The organism is Chitinophaga cymbidii, from assembly GCF_007992715.1.
In the GTDB taxonomy this organism is placed as follows: Bacteria; Bacteroidota; Bacteroidia; order Chitinophagales; family Chitinophagaceae; genus Chitinophaga; species Chitinophaga cymbidii.
In genome coordinates this window covers 182,302-200,010 of record NZ_BKAU01000007.1, presented here as the reverse complement: position 1 = coordinate 200,010, position 17,709 = coordinate 182,302, and the positions used below count along the sequence as shown (strand labels likewise).

The 17,709-nt window shown below is 51.8% G+C and carries 15 protein-coding genes; 2 read left to right on the top strand and 13 right to left on the bottom strand.

All coding sequences use genetic code 11. From position 1 onward, the window contains the following. Positions 1–6 precede the first annotated feature (6 nt). Positions 7–1,884 carry a RagB/SusD family nutrient uptake outer membrane protein gene (locus CCY01nite_RS24945; RefSeq protein WP_146867284.1) on the bottom strand — a complete coding sequence of 626 codons (1,878 nt, stop codon included), beginning with the start codon at positions 1,882–1,884 and terminating at the stop codon, positions 7–9. 11 nt (positions 1,885–1,895) lie between these two features. Continuing rightward, a complete protein-coding gene (locus tag CCY01nite_RS24940) occupies positions 1,896–5,036 on the bottom strand; it encodes a SusC/RagA family TonB-linked outer membrane protein (protein WP_146867283.1) in 3,141 nt (1,046 codons plus the stop codon). A 488-nt stretch (positions 5,037–5,524) separates the two neighbouring features. Between CCY01nite_RS24940 and CCY01nite_RS24935 the strand changes: the two genes are divergently transcribed. Next, positions 5,525–5,872 (top strand): MmcQ/YjbR family DNA-binding protein, encoded by a 348-nt coding sequence (locus CCY01nite_RS24935; protein WP_146867282.1) that lies wholly within the window; start codon positions 5,525–5,527, stop codon positions 5,870–5,872. Between the two features lie 185 nt (positions 5,873–6,057). On the opposite strand, the gene CCY01nite_RS24930 is transcribed toward CCY01nite_RS24935, so the two are convergent. The 4 genes from CCY01nite_RS24930 to gyrA form a co-directional block, all read right to left on the bottom strand. Beyond that, positions 6,058–6,993 carry an NADP-dependent oxidoreductase gene (locus tag CCY01nite_RS24930; protein WP_146867281.1) on the bottom strand — a complete coding sequence of 312 codons (936 nt, stop codon included), beginning with the start codon at positions 6,991–6,993 and terminating at the stop codon, positions 6,058–6,060. A 116-nt stretch (positions 6,994–7,109) separates the two neighbouring features. After that, on the bottom strand, positions 7,110–7,499 hold the full coding sequence (locus CCY01nite_RS26815) for a KGG domain-containing protein (RefSeq protein WP_222614496.1): 390 nt from the start codon (positions 7,497–7,499) through the stop codon (positions 7,110–7,112). Positions 7,500–7,802: 303 nt separating this feature from the next. Beyond that, entirely contained in the window at positions 7,803–9,056 is a 1,254-nt protein-coding gene (locus CCY01nite_RS24920) for a tetratricopeptide repeat protein (protein ID WP_146867280.1), read from the bottom strand. Positions 9,057–9,103: 47 nt separating this feature from the next. Then, positions 9,104–11,683 (bottom strand): DNA gyrase subunit A, encoded by a 2,580-nt coding sequence (gyrA, locus tag CCY01nite_RS24915; protein ID WP_146867279.1) that lies wholly within the window; start codon positions 11,681–11,683, stop codon positions 9,104–9,106. A 375-nt stretch (positions 11,684–12,058) separates the two neighbouring features. Here gyrA and CCY01nite_RS24910 point away from each other — a divergent pair, with 375 nt between their 5' ends. Further along, complete coding sequence (locus tag CCY01nite_RS24910; protein WP_146867278.1) at positions 12,059–13,384, top strand: saccharopine dehydrogenase C-terminal domain-containing protein; 1,326 nt, start codon at positions 12,059–12,061, stop codon at positions 13,382–13,384. Positions 13,385–13,386: 2 nt separating this feature from the next. Here the strand turns inward: CCY01nite_RS24910 and CCY01nite_RS24905 are convergent, their stop codons facing one another. The 7 genes from CCY01nite_RS24905 to CCY01nite_RS24880 all read right to left on the bottom strand — a co-directional run bounded on the left by CCY01nite_RS24905 (position 13,387) and on the right by CCY01nite_RS24880 (position 17,676). Then, complete coding sequence (locus CCY01nite_RS24905; RefSeq protein WP_146867277.1) at positions 13,387–14,073, bottom strand: SIR2 family NAD-dependent protein deacylase; 687 nt, start codon at positions 14,071–14,073, stop codon at positions 13,387–13,389. Between the two features lie 8 nt (positions 14,074–14,081). Beyond that, complete coding sequence (locus CCY01nite_RS24900; protein WP_146867276.1) at positions 14,082–14,951, bottom strand: hypothetical protein; 870 nt, start codon at positions 14,949–14,951, stop codon at positions 14,082–14,084. Between the two features lie 56 nt (positions 14,952–15,007). Then, complete coding sequence (locus tag CCY01nite_RS26690) at positions 15,008–15,178, bottom strand: hypothetical protein (protein WP_186831252.1); 171 nt, start codon at positions 15,176–15,178, stop codon at positions 15,008–15,010. Positions 15,179–15,219: 41 nt separating this feature from the next. Continuing rightward, on the bottom strand, positions 15,220–15,627 hold the full coding sequence (locus tag CCY01nite_RS24895) for an EVE domain-containing protein (RefSeq protein ID WP_146867275.1): 408 nt from the start codon (positions 15,625–15,627) through the stop codon (positions 15,220–15,222). 29 nt (positions 15,628–15,656) lie between these two features. Then, positions 15,657–16,376 (bottom strand): (Fe-S)-binding protein, encoded by a 720-nt coding sequence (locus CCY01nite_RS24890; protein ID WP_146867274.1) that lies wholly within the window; start codon positions 16,374–16,376, stop codon positions 15,657–15,659. Between the two features lie 106 nt (positions 16,377–16,482). Next, positions 16,483–16,977, bottom strand: a complete 495-nt coding sequence (ribH, locus tag CCY01nite_RS24885) for a 6,7-dimethyl-8-ribityllumazine synthase (protein WP_146867273.1) — start codon at positions 16,975–16,977, stop codon at positions 16,483–16,485. Between the two features lie 9 nt (positions 16,978–16,986). Continuing rightward, complete coding sequence (locus CCY01nite_RS24880; RefSeq protein ID WP_146867272.1) at positions 16,987–17,676, bottom strand: tetratricopeptide repeat protein; 690 nt, start codon at positions 17,674–17,676, stop codon at positions 16,987–16,989. Positions 17,677–17,709: the final 33 nt, after the last annotated feature.

Sequence of the window (17,709 nt, the reverse complement as noted above, 5' to 3'; positions counted from 1 at the left end):
TAAGGATTACCAACCCGGATTTTGCGGGAACTCCAGGTACATGCTGGCGTCCGCATTCTTGAGCGGCAGCCAGTAATGTTTTTCGGAGAAGCGGCGTTCGAGGATGGTTGTTTCCCGCAGGTTGATCACCCGGTTGTTCTTCGGGTCCGTGGTGCTGAATTCCGGCGCACGGTCGAACTCAACGGATTTTTTCAATGTGTATGGACGCTGGATCAGGAGCATCCAGCGGCGGAGATCGTTAAAACGATGCCCTTCGAAGGACAGTTCCACGGCGCGTTCACGGCGCAACTCGGGCATAAAAGCATCCAGCGAACCAAGGAACTGCGGCGCTATATGCCCTACTCCCGCACGGTCGCGGATAAAATTGACGGCGTCCGCAGCGGTCTTGCCATAGCCGGCATCTTTGCCGGAGGATGAGCCATATCCCTGCGCAGCTGCTTCTGCATACATTAAATACACATCAGCCAGGCGCATGTACGGCAGATGAATATTCAGCCCCTTGTCGTAGCTCCAGCCGTTATCATATTTATTCGCGGTAATGGGTATGAATTTGTAAAGCACATATCCTGTACGGCTGCCGGTGCTGACGTTGCGGTAGCTGCCGCCGGTATAAAGATTGGCGTAACGGTTCGGCTCATCAGGAGTTGCGCCCTGTACGCATTTTACGCCGTCGTATACGATATCATTATAAAAGCGCGGGTCCCTGTTCCGCCAGGGATAAGCCGGATCATAACCGGATTCCGGATCGGCCATGGTAATATCCTTGATGGGTAAGCCATTGGCCATTCCATAATAGTTCACATAGTTGGAGGTAGGAACAAACTTTACATCGCCATCTGTTATTACCGCCGGTCCGTATTGCTTGCTGGTACCGTAGTTAGAGCCATTGGCGCCAAAGAAGGGCCCGCGGAAAATGGCCTCCGTGCTTCCCGGCATGCTCCAGTTCTGGCCGGTCGTATAAAAATTGGTATAGTATCTTGAAAACTCCACCAGCTTGTAAGGCGCTTCTCCTACCTCGCAGAGTTGCAGCAACTGACCAAACGCCTCCGCCGCTTTCTTGCAGTATTCGGTGTTGTAGGTTTTGCTACCGGTAGAAACGTAATTCATCAGGGGGCTGCCGGCCCAGAGATAGTTTTTGCCCAGGTATCCAAGCGCCATGATCTTGTTGATGCGCAGCTGGTTCTTGCCCAGCGTTCGTTTGCCGGCGGTGGTGTTGTCCCAGTTTACCGGTAACAGGTCCGCCGCTTCCCTGAAATCTGCCGCGGCTTTGTCTGCACACTCGTTATATTTCAAACGCGGCAGGGTGAGCTTCTGATCGCCGGGCAGCACCTGGTCGATATAAGGCAATCCGCCGAAGTACTGGATGAACATAAAATGGAACCAGCCGCGGAAAAAGAGCAGTTGTCCTTTAATAAGGTCTTTTTCCTCCTGGGTGGCGTCTGTGAGCTTGTCCATATTCGCCAGCCCCATATTGGCTTTACGGATGCCATACCAACCCAGTTTCCAGAGCGACTTATGAAAGCGGTCGTCATCTGTACTGGTGTTGGTACGGTCCATCCATCCGGCCTGCCAGCCGTCAAACTGGGTTTGCCAGCCCCAGAAATCGCCGTTGTCGATCTTTATTACGAAATGAAAATTGAGTGCGGCCGATTGTATTTCATCATCTCCCCAATTCCAGGAATTGGTCCAGTATGCATTGGTAAAATCCGGGATGCAATGATACAGCTCTTCTGTAAAGCCCTGGAAGTTGGTGAAGTTCTTGAACGCATTTTCTTCGGATACGATGGATTGCGGCTCCCTGTCCAGGAATTTCTTGCACGAGGCCAGGCTGATGGCAGCGATCAGCATTACAAAAGAAAGCAATCGTTTATTATACTTGTTCATGTGATGCATGTTTAGAAAGTAATGTTGGCGCCGAGGTTATAGCGTTTTACGGTAGGGTAAGCTCCCTGCGATGCCCAGCCGGTGCCAGCAAAGTTGGATTCCCTGTCATCAGGCATCTTGCTCCACACCGCGAGATTGTTACCGTTCAGGTAGATGCGGAACGATTCCAGCCCGGTGTGTTTTATTAATCTTTTGCTGAACGTGTAGGCGATCTCCGCATTTTTCAACCGCAGGTACGAGCCGTCATACATGTATTGCGTGCCGCGGTAATAGCCGGCGGGAGAAGACAGCCAGCGGGGCATCGGCACATCCGCATTAATATCGTCTTTCGACCAGTAGCTGCCTTCATCATACACTACATGGTTTTGAGAACCAAGACTGTTGAACACTACCTGGCGCGTAACGTTGTTGACGCCATAAAACTGTACAAAGACCGCCAGCCCTTTCCAGTCAGCGCCGAGCGTAACATTGTAGGTATTCTGCGGCCAGCCGCTATGGCCATAAGGGATATTATCCCGCGCATCGATCACGCCGTCGCCGTTGTAGTCAACGATATAGTAGTTGCCGGGGAGCTTCTGGTTGTCGTTGGTATTGTGTATGGTACTGCCATACAACTCGTCCCAGGTATTGTAGTATCCCTGGCTCACATAGGAGTACGCCTGGCCGATCTGCATTCCTTCCGATTTCTGGTAAGCGGGCAGCAGGGCCGGATTGTCCGCATCCAGTACTTTGTTTTTGGTATGCGTCATGTTCAGGTCGGCCCAAAGGCGGAGATTGCGGGCGGTGGGGTAGTTAATATGCAGCTCCAGCTCGTAACCCTGTGCGTTTACCCGGCCCAGGTTAGCTACGGGTGGTGTGGCGCCGAAGTAGGAAGGCACGGAGGTCCGGTTAGCCAGCAATATTTTGCTGCGCCTGTCGTGAAAGACATCGGCCTTTGCTTTTACGAGTCCTTTGAACAGTTCAATATCGGCGCCGGCATTGAATTTTTCCGCCTGCTCCCACTGCACGTTGGGATTGCCAACGGTGGCTTCGCGGTACCAGCTATAGGGACTGGCTTCGGCCCTGTCCTGGTCCGCACCGTTCATCCCCATCCTTGCCTGGCCGCCATAAGCCCATTCCGTCAGGTAGAGGAACCGTCCCGTTACATCATCAAAACCGGTTTGGCCATATGATGCCCGTATTTTTAAAAGATCTATAAACCCGGCATTCTTCATGAAGTTTTCGTTCGAAACGATCCAGTTCACGCCGCCGGAAGAAAAGAATGCAAAGCGGTATTCCGGCGCAAACTTCTCCGAGCCGTTGTAGGCGCCGTTATACTCAATGGTGTATTTGTTGTTGTATGTGTAGGTGGTACGGAAAACCCAATCTTCCCGGTAGGAAGGGATCATGCTTCCGCTGGCCGTGACATTGCGGTTCAGCAAACCCATCGCCGTTACGTAGTGTTTCTGTGCAATGTTCCTGGCATAATTGAGCTGCAGCTGGTAGAAAAGCCTGCGCTGGTTGCCGGTTATGGCGCCGGCGGCTGGTGACCATTTGATGCCTTCCTGGAAATCGAAGTTGGTCACGCCGTCGAATGCTTCCTTGTAGGTAGCGACGCCGGTTTCAGGATTGATCCATTTGCGCTGAACGTTGTTGTACAGATCGTTCACGCCGCGGTCGCTTTCGATGAAAGTATTGTCCAGCGATACGGTACCGCTGAAGCGCAGTCCTTTCACGATCATGTCCAGGTTCTGTTCCAAAGTAAAGTCGGTGGTGATGCGTGTGGTGGTCTGGTACTGAATGCCACCGATCGCCATGCTTCTCGCCGAATTTTCCGCGCGTCCTTCATTGGGAGAATAGAAGCCCCAGGAGCCGTCCGCGTACACCGGCATGAATACGTCCGGCGCTGTAGTGTAGGCATCGATCCAGGTACCGTATTGATTGCCGGAGAAGCCCCAGGGGCTTTTTCTTACGCCGTATGAACCCGCGAGGTTGACCTTGAAAACAGTAGAAGGCGTTAGTTGAAAATCCAGGTTGCTGCGTGCGTTCAGCCTGTTAAAGCCAAAGCCCGGATTATATCCCCGCTTATTATCGTACACCCGGAAAAGATCGCCTTCATGGAGGAAATCCGCGCTGGTAAAATATTTAACGAAAGCAGTTCCGCCGCTGACATTCAGGTTGACATTCTGGGACATTGCGAAGTCTTTGAACAGCACGTCCGCCCAATCTACATTCGGATAGCGTTCCGCCTCTTCCCGGCTGGCGGGGTAACGGTACTTGTTGATGATATCAAGGGGAAGGTAATTGTTCCAGCTGGTGGGGTTCAGCGCCAGCTCATATTCTATGGCCTCGTTGATGGTGCGTAGCGCGTCGTAGGAGTCGGCCTTCCCGGGCAGCCTCGAAGGAACTTTCATAACGCTGTTCACCGTACCGCGGATGGAAGCTTTACCGGCCTTTCCCCTTTTGGTGGTGATCAGTATTACGCCATTGGCGCCCCGCGAGCCGAATACCGCGGTGGCGGAAGCATCTTTCAACACCGTAACGGTTTCAACGGAGCCGATATCCACACCCGACATGGGCCGTTCTACGCCGTCCACCAACACCAGCGGATTTGAATTATTCCAGGTGCTGCGGCCGCGGATGATGATCTGGGGATCTTCCTCTCCCGGCAGGCCGGTGCTTTGTGCGGTAATAAGGCCCGGCACATTCCCCGTCAGTGCAGCGCCGATATTCGACACACCGCCCGCCCTTTCCAGGACCTGGCCCGTGGTCTGGGAAACGGCGGCTACCACACTCTCCCGTTTTTGCTTGCCATAACCGACCACTATCAGCTCGTCCAGCCCCACCGTATTGTCCAGCAACGTTACCGTGATGTTGTTTTGTTGCTGGATGTTTATTTCCTGGGGCACTTTACCTACGAAGCTAAAAATAAGCACATGCTTTCCGGCGGGAACAGACAGCGAAAACTTCCCGTCGTTGCCGGTTGCGGTGCTGATGTTGGTTTGTTTTACCTGCACGGTTACGCCAGGTAGCGGCGCCTTTCCCAGGTCCAGGACAAGGCCCTGCACCTGGCGGAAATCCTGGGCAAGTAAGGGTGAAAAAGCAGCAGCTATGCATACCGATGCCGCTGTAATGAAGAATCTTTTACATGATCGGGTAAAAATTCTGAGCATTGCGAATGTTTTAATATGAGGACAAAAGAAGTCCGGGACGGTTCTTGGCGCACCGTCACACGAAAAAACAAACCAGGAATTAAGGCAACTTATAAAACCGGCCAGGCCGGAAGCCCGGTACAGATTTTTTAAATGTTAAAATGACACTAATAATATCCTGAATGGAAAATCGAGGTTTGGGATAATTTAAATTTCATAACGTTAATCATTTAGAATTTAATAAAGTAATACGTCTTAAAAAGTATCAGGCCGCTGTTCCGGCAGGTAATCTTGTACTAATGGAATTCGTTGTCAAATATATGATTGTCTAATTGACACTAATGGCACGAATCTCCAAAATGATGGAAATTATGTTTGAAAACGGGGGGTGACAGCTTCTTATCTGTTTTTATAATGAATTGATTTTCATTTATGTATATAAAGATTATAGGATCGTTCCGGATTGGTCTTTAAAACATTCCTAAATTCGCCATTCACAACTTTCAACCATGAACCTGGAAAAATACCGCGATTTCTGCCTCTCCCTGCCCGGCACCAGCGAAGCATTCCCATTCGGGGAAACCACACTCGTTTTTAACGTCATGGGAAAATTGTTCGCGCTGCTGGACATCAACGAATTTGAAAGCGTCAACCTCAAATGCGATCCCGAGGAAGCTGTGGAGCTGCGCGAACGTTATGAAGGCGTGATCCCCGGCTACCACATGAATAAGAAGCACTGGAACACCGTGTCGTTCGACGGATCGATACCCGACCGGCTCCTGCTGGAATGGACGAAAAATTCTTATGACCTGGTGGTGGCGGGGCTTCCCAAAAAAGTCAGGGAAAGTCTGCAATAATTCCTTGCCGGGTAATCCGGTAATGGTGGCTCATGGAAAATAGCTGGGCCCGTGGTGGCGGGGCTTCCCAAAAAAGTCAGGGAAAGTCTGCAATAATTCCTTGCCGGGTAATCGGGGTAATGGCGGCTCATGGAAAATGGCTGCGCCCGTGGTGGCGGGATAACTAAAGAGGCGCAGCGACAGCTCTACAGCTGATCATTAATTTCGATGATCGTTTTGCCTTTGCTTTTCCGTTCCCGGCTTTCCGCAATGGCGGCGGCAGCCTGGCCTAAGGTTATTTTTTTATCAATGGGTATCTGTAACCCGCCGGCATCGATGATCGTGCTCAGCGCATCCAGCGACGCGGGCGTACCGTTGGTTTCGAAATTCTGTTCTTTTACACCGGCAACGAACATGGTCGTGAGCGCTGCACCATTTTTCCTTACCAGCGCGGTCAGCCGGCCGAACGTTTCTTTATTGCTCACAAGATCTATCAATCCGTCAATGCCATCAGGATATAACGATTTCACCTGCTCTTCCAGCGGCGCGGATTTGTAGTCGATCACTTCGGCAGCGCCGTAACCCTTTACCTGTGCCGCCTTTTCCGGTGAAGATGCGGTGGCGATCACGTGAATGCCTCTTGCGGCGGCGAGCTGAATGGCGAATGAACCTACACCGCCGGTGGCGCCAACGATAAGCAGGGTCTGGCCTTTCTGCAATCCTGATCTGTCCAGCATCTGCAGCGCGGTCATGCCGGCGGTGGGCACGGCAGCGGCTTCTGTGAGAGGGATACTTTCCGGGGCGAGCGAGATCGCGGCATCCTCGGGCACTACCACGTATTCGGCGTAAGAGCCCTCTCCCACAGGCTCATGCAGCATCTGGCCGTATACCCGGTCGCCTTTTTTGAAACGGGTGACGCCGGCGGCTGTTTCTTCTACGACACCGGCGCCGTCTACGCCGAGGATCAGCGGAAATACGTGCTGCATGTGATCTTTGAGAATGCCGTCCACCATTTTCCAGTCGAAAGGATTCAGGCCGGCAGCGGCGAGCCTTATCCGGACAGTACCGGGTTTCAGAACGGGCTCGGGCAGTTCGGTCAATGCAGGGATGGCTTTAAAGGAGGATGCGGCTACAGCTTTCATACGTACAATTTAGGATTTTTTACGCTTGTTTATAAATAACGAATGGTTGGATAATGAACGTTTTTCCATTCATCATCCAACCATCGTTTTTACAAAGCAGTTTCCGTTAACGATCTTTACTGTTGGCGATTTTTACTTGGTTTACGCCCGCCTCCGTGAGAGGCTTTGCCGCCTTTACTGGCGATCATTCTTTGCTTTTCTTTATCCATGGCTGCAAACCCTCTCCTGCTGGGAGTTTTGGCGGGTTTTGCAGGTTCATGCGCTGCTTCGTCGCCGTCGGCCATTTCGCCTTCGCGACGTTTACGCCGGTCATCCGCATCATATTCATTTTCATCATAGCCTTCCAGGCGCTGATTCTTGTCGTCATTGTACTCGTCCTGCAGATCATCTATATCATCCAGATCATCTTCCTCCATATGTCCCGAACGGGTACTGCGGCCTGGATGAAGGTAGGTGTCGCGTTGTGGCGTTTCCCGGTTTCCGTTAGTTTTAGTTCTTGTGACCATAATTTTAAGGATTTTTTGATATGGTAAAATGAAGTTTACGCTGATAATCTATCAGTTATGATGTAATTACCATGCCAAGCGGCGGAACAGATGTCTATATATTAATATGATATGCGTAATTGCCATTAAATCAACAATAAAAAGGATGTTAAAACGCCTATCCGGTCAATCAGCTATGTAGACTATTGTAGAATTTTATGCACTATACAGCAACAAAAAAGGCAAGCGTTGAACCGGCCTGCCTGAAAAGCAAAGCGCCCCGGGTGATGTTCCCGGGGCGCTTTGTGCTTATTGTGATGATGATTATTGCAATGCTTCCAGTTTCTTTTTGGTCGCTTCCACTTTATCATTCATGCTTTTGATAGCGTAGATCTTCTGCAGGGCATAGAGGCAGCTTTCGTAGGTGCGTTTGTCGCTGGCCTCGAGGTTGCTGCCGGCTGCGGTGAAACCTGCGTCTGCTTTCTCGAAGAAAGGCAGGGACTGGTTCATCAGCTCTTCTACTTTGGTTTGCAGTTCTTTCGCTTTGGCGGAGCTTTGCTGTTTGCTGTCCATGCCGTTCAGCTCCTTGTTAAAGGCTACCGCGCGGTTGAAATACAGCGCGCCGAGCTGGAAGTTGGCGGTTGCGTCGTCCGCTTTCAGCTCCAGTGCTTTTTTATAGGCTGCTTCCGCTTTGTTCATCAGCTCGTCGTAATTAGCGGGCTTGGGCAGGTCCGCGCCTTTCTCGTCGCGGGGATTGGCCACATTGTCCAGGCGGATGGCGTAGTCCAGCTGCAGGCCGAAATCATTCGGATTTTCCTGCACTTTCTTTTCCATCATGCCCATCAGCTCGTCGGTTTTACCGGTCTTGGAATAATACAGCATTTCCATTTCGTTAAAACGCTTGTCATTCGGGAACAGCACTTTGGCGGAGTCGATGGTGGCGATCCAGTTGGCGTTGTCGCCGCGCTCTTCATACTGCTGTGCGAGCACAACGTACAATGCGGGCTCTGCCTTGAACTTCAGGTCTGCGGCTTGTTTCAGGTATTTGAAAGCATCATCTTTCTTACCTGCCTGGTTGGCTGCATATCCTGCGTAGAACACCATGGCGGTGTCGCGGGGAATGCTGCCGCCGAGGTCTTTACCATTATAATAGTCCTGAATTTCGAATGCTTTCTGGAAGTAAACATATGAAGAGTCCCATTTCTGCTCGTTCAGCTGGCCGTAACCGGCGTTGCCAACGGTAGCGTATACATTGAACATCCGGTTCTGCATTTCCAGGATGGCTTCTTTCAGCTTGGGATCTATCTCCAGTGCTTTTTTGAAAGATTCATAAGCAACGATGGCGTCGCCGGCGCTTTTGTTCTTGGTGGCGAGGGCTTCATAGATCTTGCCTTTCACATACCAGGTCTTGGCGTCGTCTTTCGTTTTCTCATGCTGCAGTGCTGCCTCTATATCTGCTTTTGCTTCATCGAGCTTGTTGCCTGCAAGGTTTTCATCCGCACTATTCACTTTTGCTTTCTGTGCCACCGCCGTGAAGCCGAGGCCGCAAAAGAGAAGAGATACAAATAGTTTTTTCATGTAACTCAGGTTTTTTATGATCGTTAATTGTTTATGGTTCGCAATAGTTATGCTTCTGTGTCTGTTTCCGGAGATGTTGCCTCCGGTGCTTCCCCGCCGTTACCTTCACCTTCTGCTGTTTCTTCTCCTGCTTCATTCAGTTCTGTTTCTTCCTCCTCTTCGTCCAGGCGGGCAACTGCTGCGATCTCGTCGGAATCGTCCATCCGTATCAGGCGTACGCCCTGAGTGGCGCGGCCGGCTTCGCGGATGTCTCCTACCGCCATGCGGATCGTGATGCCGGATTTGCACGTGATCATCAGGTCGTTCGTTTCCGTTACGTCCAGGATGGCGATCAGCGGCCCTGTTTTTTCAGTAATGCTGATTGTTTTTACACCTTTGCCCCCCCTGTTGGTGATGCGGTATTCCTCAATATCTGTGCGTTTGCCGAATCCTTTTTCCGATACTACGAGTACGGTACGGGTTTTATCCTCCTTATCAACACAAATCATACCAACTACTTCATCTTTCTCATTATCTACCTCAATACCCCTTACGCCGATGGCGCCGCGGCCGGTATCACGCACGGTATTTTCCGGGAAACGGATGGCGCGTCCGCTGCGGATGGCCATCATGATCTCGCTGTTACCGTTGGTGAGCTTCGCTTCCAGCAGCTGGTCGCCTTCGTTCACGGTGATGGCGTTCACACCGTTCTGACGGGGACGGCTGAATTCTTCGAGCAGCGTTTTCTTGATAATGCCGTTACGGGTGCAGAGCACGATGTAATGACTGTTGATGAAATCCTTGTCGTTCAGGTCCTTGATGTCGATGATCGCGCGGATCTTGTCGTCAGACGGGATCGTGATCAGGTTCTGGATGGCGCGGCCCTTGCTTTGCTTTTCTCCTTCCGGTATTTCGTAGACCTTCAGCCAGTAGCAGCGGCCTTTTTCCGTGAAGAACAGCATGGTGTGGTGGGTGGAGGCCACGAACAGGTGTTCGATGTAATCCTCGTCCCTCGTTTTTCCGCCGATGGCGCCGCGGCCGCCGCGTTTCTGCTGGCGGTAGTCGTACGCGGAGGTACGCTTGATATAGCCGAGGTGGGAAATGGTGATCACCACGTCTTCTTCGGCAATGATGTCTTCGATGCGCATTTCCGCAGCGAGGTACTGGATCTCCGTTCTGCGCTCGTCGCCGAACTTTTTCTTCACATCTTCCAGTTCATCTTTGATGATCTGCATCCGCAGCCCTTCGTCGCCAAGGATCTCTTTCAGCCGTGCGATGAGTTTCATAATGTCTTCATATTCTTCGCGGATCTTGTCGCGCTCCATGCCTGTGAGCCTTTGCAGACGCAGTTCCAGGATGGCTTTGGACTGTATTTCGGTGAGCCCGAAGCTGGTCATCAATCCTTCGCGCGCGATCTCCGGCGTGGCGGAGTTGCGGATCAGGGCGATGACTTCATCGAGGTGGTCCAGCGCAATGAGGTAACCGGCGAGGATGTGGGCCTTTTTCTCCGCTTCGCGCAGCTCGTACTGCGTGCGGCGGGTCACCACTTCATGCCGGAACTCCACGAATTCCTGCAGCAGCTCTTTCAGGTTCATCACGCGCGGGCGGCCTTTTACGAGCACCACGTTGTTGATGCCGTAAGAGGTTTGCAGCTCGGAATATTTGTAGAGCTGGTTGATGATCACGTTCGGGATGGCTTCGCGTTTCAGATCGATCACGAGGCGCATGCCGTCGCGGTCCGATTCATCGCGCACATCGGAGATGCCTTCTATTACTTTATCATTGACGAGCTGCGCGATCTTCTGGTGCAGCACGGCTTTGTTGATCTGGTAAGGCAGCTCATAAATGATGAGCCTTTCCTTGCCGGACTTGGTGGTTTCGGAGTTGATCTTGCCGCGTACCACTACCCTGCCGCGGCCGGTCTCGAATCCCTGCTTTACACCTTCAAAGCCGTAGATGATGCCGCCGGTCGGGAAGTCCGGCGCCTTCACATGCTTGATCAGCTCGTCGATGGTGATATCTTTATTGTCAATCAGCGCGTGCAGGCCGTCCACCAGCTCGCTGAGGTTATGCGGCATAATGTTGGTGGCCATGCCCACGGCAATGCCGGAAGCTCCGTTGGCGAGCAGGTTCGGAATACGGGTGGGCAATACTACCGGCTCTTCCAGCGTATCATCGAAGTTCAGCGAGAAGTCCACCGTTTCCTTGTCGAGGTCCTCCAGCATCGCTTCCGCGATCTTCTGCAGACGCACCTCGGTATAACGCATGGCAGCGGGCATATCGCCGTCAATCGAGCCGAAGTTTCCCTGTCCGTCTATCAGCATGTAACGTAACGACCAGGGCTGCGCCATACGCACCATGGTGTCATACACGGAAGCATCCCCGTGCGGATGATACTTACCCATTACGTCCCCTACCACACGGGCGGACTTCTTGTAAGGTTTGTTGTGGGTGTTACCCAGTTCATTCATCCCGAACAAAACCCGGCGGTGCACCGGTTTGAACCCGTCCCGTACATCCGGAAGCGCACGTCCCACGATCACCGACATGGAATAGTCGATGTACGCGGTCTTCATTTGCTCTTCGATGTTGACCTGAACAATTCTACCTTCCTTTTGATTGTCTTGATTGTCCGTATTCTCTATCATTATGTTATTGGTTTACAGGTTTTTCAGTCCCTTTAAATAAAGAGCAAATATAACGCTTTCGCCGCGAATTCAGAGGGTTTGGGGGCTTAATGTTAATAAATAAGACGGGGGCCAAATAAAGGGGGCGGATTGGTGCTTAAAACAATTTATACTACTTTCGCGTCATCTCCGGTAAATGTTCTATATATGCAATCTTTGCTATATACAAGCTTGTCCCAGATTGGCAAGCTATTTGTTTATAACCCTGTGAAAATCAAAGCCTAATTGGGGAGGGAAAATGGATCCCGGGAAGGCCGGAATGCCTGTTTTTATTGAACATTGGCCGGGATTTTATTGTTTACTCCCTTGTAGTTTTAACCAGTTCTATAAAAAATTATGAAGAACATTCTATTGTTTGGTGCCGGCAAGTCTGCTACGTGTCTGATAGACTATTTACTGGCAAATGCTCCACGTCAAAAATGGCATATCACGGTGGCGGATAGCGACCTGATGCTGATCAAGTCGAAGATCGGAAAGTCGTATTACGCAACACCGGCCGCGATCGACATTAAAGATCAGGCCGTCCGCCAGCAGCTGGTCCAGGAAACCGACCTCGTTATCTCTTTATTGCCCCCGGCGCTGCACATTGTGATCGCCAAAGACTGCCTGAAGTTCTCCAAGAACCTCCTCACGGCTTCTTACATCGACCCGGAAATCCGCAAACTGGAAAAAGACATTGAAAAAGCGGGCCTGCTTTTCATGTATGAAATGGGGCTGGACCCGGGAATCGATCATATGTCCGCCATGAAGCTGATCCATTCGATCGAAAAGAAAGGCGGGCAGATCTTCTGTTTCAAATCCTACTGCGGCGGGCTCGTGTCCCCGGAGAGCAACGACAACCCCTGGCAGTACAAAATATCCTGGAACTCCCGGAACATAGTGCTGGCAGGCACTTCCGGCGCCACGTACCGGGAAAAAGGCAAGGTAAAGGAAGTGGAATACCAGCAGCTGTTCGATCAGTCCAAAACCATCCAGGTGCCGGGCCTCGGCAAGCTGGCCTACTACCCTAACCGGGATTCCCTGAATTATGTGGACGTTTATTCGCTCGGCAACATTCCCACTTTCATGCGCGCCACCCTGCGCTACCCTGATTTCTGCGAAGGCTGGAATGCGCTGATCAAGCTTGGGCTGACGGACGATACCAAAAAGATCGATACCAATAACATGTCCTATTTCAAATGGGCGTCGCAAAATATAAAGGTGGACAAACAGCTGAGCAATGAAGAGAACATTGCGCAGTTCCTCGGCGTCAGCAGCAAAAGCAAGCTGGTCCGCCAGCTGAAGTTCCTCGGCATCCTGAACGGGGACCTGGTGAACCAGGGCGAGCAGACCAATGCGGGCGTTTTGCAGAACGTGCTGGACGTGCGTTTGAAAATGGAGCCGTCTGATAAGGATATGATTGTGATGCTGCACGAGATCGAGTTCGAGCGCCGCAACATGGCTACCAAACTGCACAGCTACATGATCGTGCAGGGAGAAGATAATCTGCGTACGGCTATGGCAAAAACGGTGGGGCTGCCGCTGGGCATCATGGCAAAGCTGCTGCTGTCCGGCAATCTTTCTTTAAAGGGACTGCATGTACCGGTGATGCCGGAGGTTTATAACCCCGTACTGCGTGAGCTGGAAGAGCATGATATCCGGTTCGAGGAAAGCTTTGAATAGTTTCAGGGCATCAGTATTGTCAACAGCTCCGCCATTCCTTCCGTGGCGGGCTTTTCTATCAGGTGATAATTTCCTTCCCGCACAGGCGGTATCTTTTTATCGATGATATATTTCGGTACGTCTTCCCGCAGATAATCTACCAGTCCGGCCGCGGGATATACGTTCAGTGAAGTGCCGATCAGCACGAACACGTCCGCTTGCACGATCTCCAGTACTGCGGGCTCGATCATCGTCACCGCTTCCCCGAACCATACCACATGCGGCCTGAACTGCCCGCCATCCGGCGCCATATCTCCTATCCTGATATCATCCGCATAAGGATATAACTCGGTTTCGTTGATGTCGCTTCTCATTTTCACGATCTCTCCGTGGAGGTGCAGCACTCTTGATGATCCGGCGCGCTCGTGCAGATCGTCGATGTTCTGGGTGATGATGCGCACATCAAAATGTTCTTCCAGCTTTGCCAGGCCGGTGTGGGCGGCATTGGGCTGCGCGTTCAGCACATCTTTCCGCCGCAGGTTATAGAAATCGAGCACCAGCGCGGGGTCCTTCTCCCATCCCGCGGGCGATGCCACTTCGTAAATATCATATCCTTCCCAGAGGCCGTCGCTGTCCCGGAAGGTGCGGAGCCCGCTTTCTGCGCTGATGCCGGCTCCGGTGAGCACTACAAGTTTCGGTTTCGTCTGCATACGCCTGTTTATGAAGTCATTTTCGCGAGCAATTCGTTGATCCTGCTTTCGTTCTGGTAAGTGATATTCAGGTTTTTGATCTCACTGTACGGGATCACGAAATAGTCGCCGGGCATGTAATAATATTGTTTTTCTTCCATGTACTGCCTGATCCTGTCGAACTCCTGGGCCGTGCTTTCAAAGTTGACGTAGTCGATCTCCACGGTGCTCAGCGGTTCTTTCGGATCGTCCGCCTGGCGGTGCATCAGTCCCATCACCTCAAAGCTTTCGATGGGCGACATTTCCACCGTTTCGGCCGCTACCAGCACGGGCCTGCGCTGTACGTGCGTGAGGTAGATCCTGTCCAGCCCCTCATCCGGCGTAAGGATATACTGTTTCAGGTAGCCGGAGTACAGGTAAATGCTGCCGTCTTTCATTTCCACCATCGCATCTACCCAAAGGTCTTTCACATCATCGGTTTCACCGGGCTGGTTGGGCGCATCCAGCAGCAGGCCGGCGAAGATGTAATGCCAGTCGTTATAAAACCGGAAGATGGGCATTTTGAAATACAGCTTTTTCTTCTTCACATACTGCCGGAATTTTTTCCCGAGCCACCAGGCCAATGCGGTGACGATGAGGCTGTACAGCAGGAAAAGCGAAATGTGCAGGTCGGGAATGGGGCGGGCCTGCACTTTGTCGCTGTTGATCAGCAGCAGGTACAGCACGCTTTCGTTCACGTCCACCAGGCAATAGTTCACAAAGCTGTAGCAGGGCACCTGTATGATAAGGGCCGGCACGAGGGAGAACAGCAGCTCGTCCAGGAAAGAGGATTTGAATGTTTTGCGGGCGTAAGGGATATTCAAATAAGAAACCCGGAAGATGATTCCGGGCAATATCATGATAATAATAAAAAGGGCTCCAAATAAAATGTTCATCTTTCGGGGTTAAAAGCCATTTACTTGATTGACCTGGCGGTGGAGCGAGTCAGGGCGTACCGCTCATTCCCTATTTTGATGACCGGCGTAAGACCTTTTGCGAGCGCATAGGTTACATGCGCCGTAAGCATACGGGCTGTTTTCTCGTTCGATAATAACTTCTTTACAACTTCTCCCATTGGTGCGTTCATTGTAAAAGCGTTTTGTTCAAGTGCAATTTACGGAAAAAAAATTACATGCCGGCCATCTCCATGATCTTCTCATATTCGGCTTCTTTCACGGCGCCAACGGAGAGGCGGCCGAGGCGGATGAGGTCCATGCCGGCGAGGCTTTTTTCCGCTTTCATCTGCGCGAGGGTGACGGTTTTTTTCAGCTTTTTGAACGGCTTGAGGTCCACTGCCACCCAGGCGGGATCGGGCGTGGTGGGGTCCTGGTAATGTTCCTTCACCACCTTGGCGATGCCTACGATCTCCAGACCTTCGTTGCTGTGGTACCAGAATACGAGGTCTCCTTTTTTCATGGCCTTGAGGTTGTTGCGCGCGGCGTAGTTGCGCACGCCGTCCCAGAAGGTCTGGCCGTCTTTTACAAATTGGTCCCAGGAATATTTGAAAGGTTCGGATTTAACTAACCAGTATTGCATTGTTGAAGATAATTGGTGAAACCATGTTGTTACCAGCCGCTGGCGAGCACGTCGGCGATGTGCATGATCTTTATGTTGTGCCCGTGTTTGCGGATATATCCTTCCAGGTGCATCAGGCAGCTGAGGTCGGTGGAAATGAGGTAGTCGGCGCCGCTGTCGATCGCATTCAGCACTTTCTGCTCGCCCATGCCGATGGAGATGGGCTCGAACTTCACGGAAAAAGTGCCGCCGAAGCCGCAGCAGACTTCGCAATCGTTCATTTCTTTCAGTTCCAGTCCTTTTACATTGGAGAGCAGCTTGCGGGGGCCTTCCTTGATGCCGCATTCCCGCAATGCGCCGCAGGCGTCGTGATAGGTGCCGGTCCCTTCAAGGGTGGCGCCCAGGTCGCTGACGCGCAGCACGTCCGTGAGAAATTCGGTGAATTCGTAGAGGTTCTTTTTCAGCAGCTTCACATCGTTGTGCGCGGCGGAATTGTCGAACAGCTTGCCGTAATAGTTCCGAACAAAGCCGGTACAGGAGCCGCTGGGCGCCACAATGTAATCGTACGTGTGAAAGTCTTTGAGGAACTTGGTGGCAACGGAGCGGCATTCGTCCTGGTAACCTGCATTGAAGGCGGGTTGCCCGCAGCAGGTCTGCTCTGTATTATAGTTCACATTGCAGCCCAGTTTTTCCAGCACCTTTACCATATTGAAAGCCGTTTCGGGGAAAAGCTGGTCTACGAAGCACGGTATGAAAAGCTGTACGTTCATGCAGTATCAGTATCAGATTCCTAAATATAAATGTCAAAAGTAAGTAGCCGCACGGAATTAATATGCGCAAAAGCTTCCTTTATTTTAACCACTGCATTGCGCAGTACTACTTCGACAGTTGCCGCTGGAAGGCGATCATTTTCAGGGCGGTCAGTGCTCCCTCCTCCCCTTTGTGGCCGTGGGCGCCGCCGAGACGGTCTGTTGCCTGTTCTACATTGTCTACTGTGAGCACGCCGAAGATAACGGGTACGGGCAGCTCAAGGTTCAGTTGCAAAATGCCGTCCGTTACGGCTTTGCAGACATAGTCGAAGTGCGGCGTTTCTCCGCGGATCACGCAGCCGAAGGCGATGATGGCGGAGGGTTGTGCGCCGGTGCCTTTCGTCTGCTCCCATACCTGCCTGCAGGCGAATGGCAGTTCAAAGGAGCCGGGCACCAGCAGTTTCCGGTGGCTGATCTTGTACTGCTCCAGGATGCGTTCGGCGCCTGCGGTCAGCTCGTTGGTGACAAAATCATTCCATTCCGTATAAACAATAACAACACTGGCACCCTCCAGTTGAAGAATGCCAGTGTCGTTGAGTAAAGTCTGGTTGTGTATAGACATTTCCCGAAATTATTTCACCACACCAAGCCTGGCCAGGTACTTGTCCATTTCACGGCCTTCGTTCGTCTGTGGGTATTTTTGCTTGATTTCCTGGTATACCGCGATGGCGTCCTGCGGTTTGTTGGATTTTTCCAGTGCGAGCCCCGCGCGCAGCAGGTAGATCGGAGAGATCAGGTCGTTGTTGGACGCGCCTGCTTTTTTGTAATAGCTAACGGCTTCGTCCGCCTTGTTCAGCTCCATATATGCATCACCGATGAGGCCGTTGGCGAGTGGCTGTAAAACGAGGTCCTCGCTGGAAAACGCTTTCAGCTGATCGATGCCTTTCTGGTATTCGCCCAGTTTTACATAACAAACGCCTGCGCTGTATTTCGCGAGGTTGCCGGCTTTGGTGCCGCTGTATTTGTCGATCACCTGGAGGAAACCGTAGGTATTGCCGTCACCGTTGAGGGCGAGCTTGAAGGAATCCACGGCGAGGTAGTTCTGCGCCGCGAAGATCGCTTCCTGCGCTTTTTTCTCGTTCGGTTCCTTGAAGAAACGCTTGTAGCCGATGGTGCCGCCAATGATCGCCACTACCGCCACCAGGGCGAAAAGAATGATGTTCTTGTTCTTGGTATAGAAGTCCTGCGCCCTGTCTACGGAATGTTGCAGGTCAAATTCCTGGCTGGATGCAGGCTTGCTTGTAGTTTTGTGTTCTGCCATTTTTAGTTTTGCTGTATGTTCAAAAAAGTAAAC

Bases quoted from the DNA above. Each gene is read 5' to 3' on its own strand.
- CCY01nite_RS24940 (WP_146867283.1), bottom strand. From the start codon at position 5,036: ATGCTCAGAATTTTTACCCGATCATGTAAAAGATTCTTCATTACAGCG.
- CCY01nite_RS24900 (WP_146867276.1), bottom strand. From the start codon at position 14,951: ATGATATTGCCCGGAATCATCTTCCGGGTTTCTTATTTGAATATCCCT.
- CCY01nite_RS24935 (WP_146867282.1), top strand. From the start codon at position 5,525: ATGAACCTGGAAAAATACCGCGATTTCTGCCTCTCCCTGCCCGGCACC.
- CCY01nite_RS26815 (WP_222614496.1), bottom strand. From the start codon at position 7,499: ATGGTCACAAGAACTAAAACTAACGGAAACCGGGAAACGCCACAACGC.
- CCY01nite_RS24910 (WP_146867278.1), top strand. From the start codon at position 12,059: ATGAAGAACATTCTATTGTTTGGTGCCGGCAAGTCTGCTACGTGTCTG.
- CCY01nite_RS26690 (WP_186831252.1), bottom strand. From the start codon at position 15,178: ATGAACGCACCAATGGGAGAAGTTGTAAAGAAGTTATTATCGAACGAG.
- CCY01nite_RS24895 (WP_146867275.1), bottom strand. From the start codon at position 15,627: ATGCAATACTGGTTAGTTAAATCCGAACCTTTCAAATATTCCTGGGAC.
- CCY01nite_RS24880 (WP_146867272.1), bottom strand. From the start codon at position 17,676: ATGGCAGAACACAAAACTACAAGCAAGCCTGCATCCAGCCAGGAATTT.
- gyrA (WP_146867279.1), bottom strand. From the start codon at position 11,683: ATGATAGAGAATACGGACAATCAAGACAATCAAAAGGAAGGTAGAATT.
- ribH (WP_146867273.1), bottom strand. From the start codon at position 16,977: ATGTCTATACACAACCAGACTTTACTCAACGACACTGGCATTCTTCAA.
- CCY01nite_RS24905 (WP_146867277.1), bottom strand. From the start codon at position 14,073: ATGCAGACGAAACCGAAACTTGTAGTGCTCACCGGAGCCGGCATCAGC.
- CCY01nite_RS24890 (WP_146867274.1), bottom strand. From the start codon at position 16,376: ATGAACGTACAGCTTTTCATACCGTGCTTCGTAGACCAGCTTTTCCCC.
- CCY01nite_RS24945 (WP_146867284.1), bottom strand. From the start codon at position 1,884: ATGAACAAGTATAATAAACGATTGCTTTCTTTTGTAATGCTGATCGCT.
- CCY01nite_RS24930 (WP_146867281.1), bottom strand. From the start codon at position 6,993: ATGAAAGCTGTAGCCGCATCCTCCTTTAAAGCCATCCCTGCATTGACC.
- CCY01nite_RS24920 (WP_146867280.1), bottom strand. From the start codon at position 9,056: ATGAAAAAACTATTTGTATCTCTTCTCTTTTGCGGCCTCGGCTTCACG.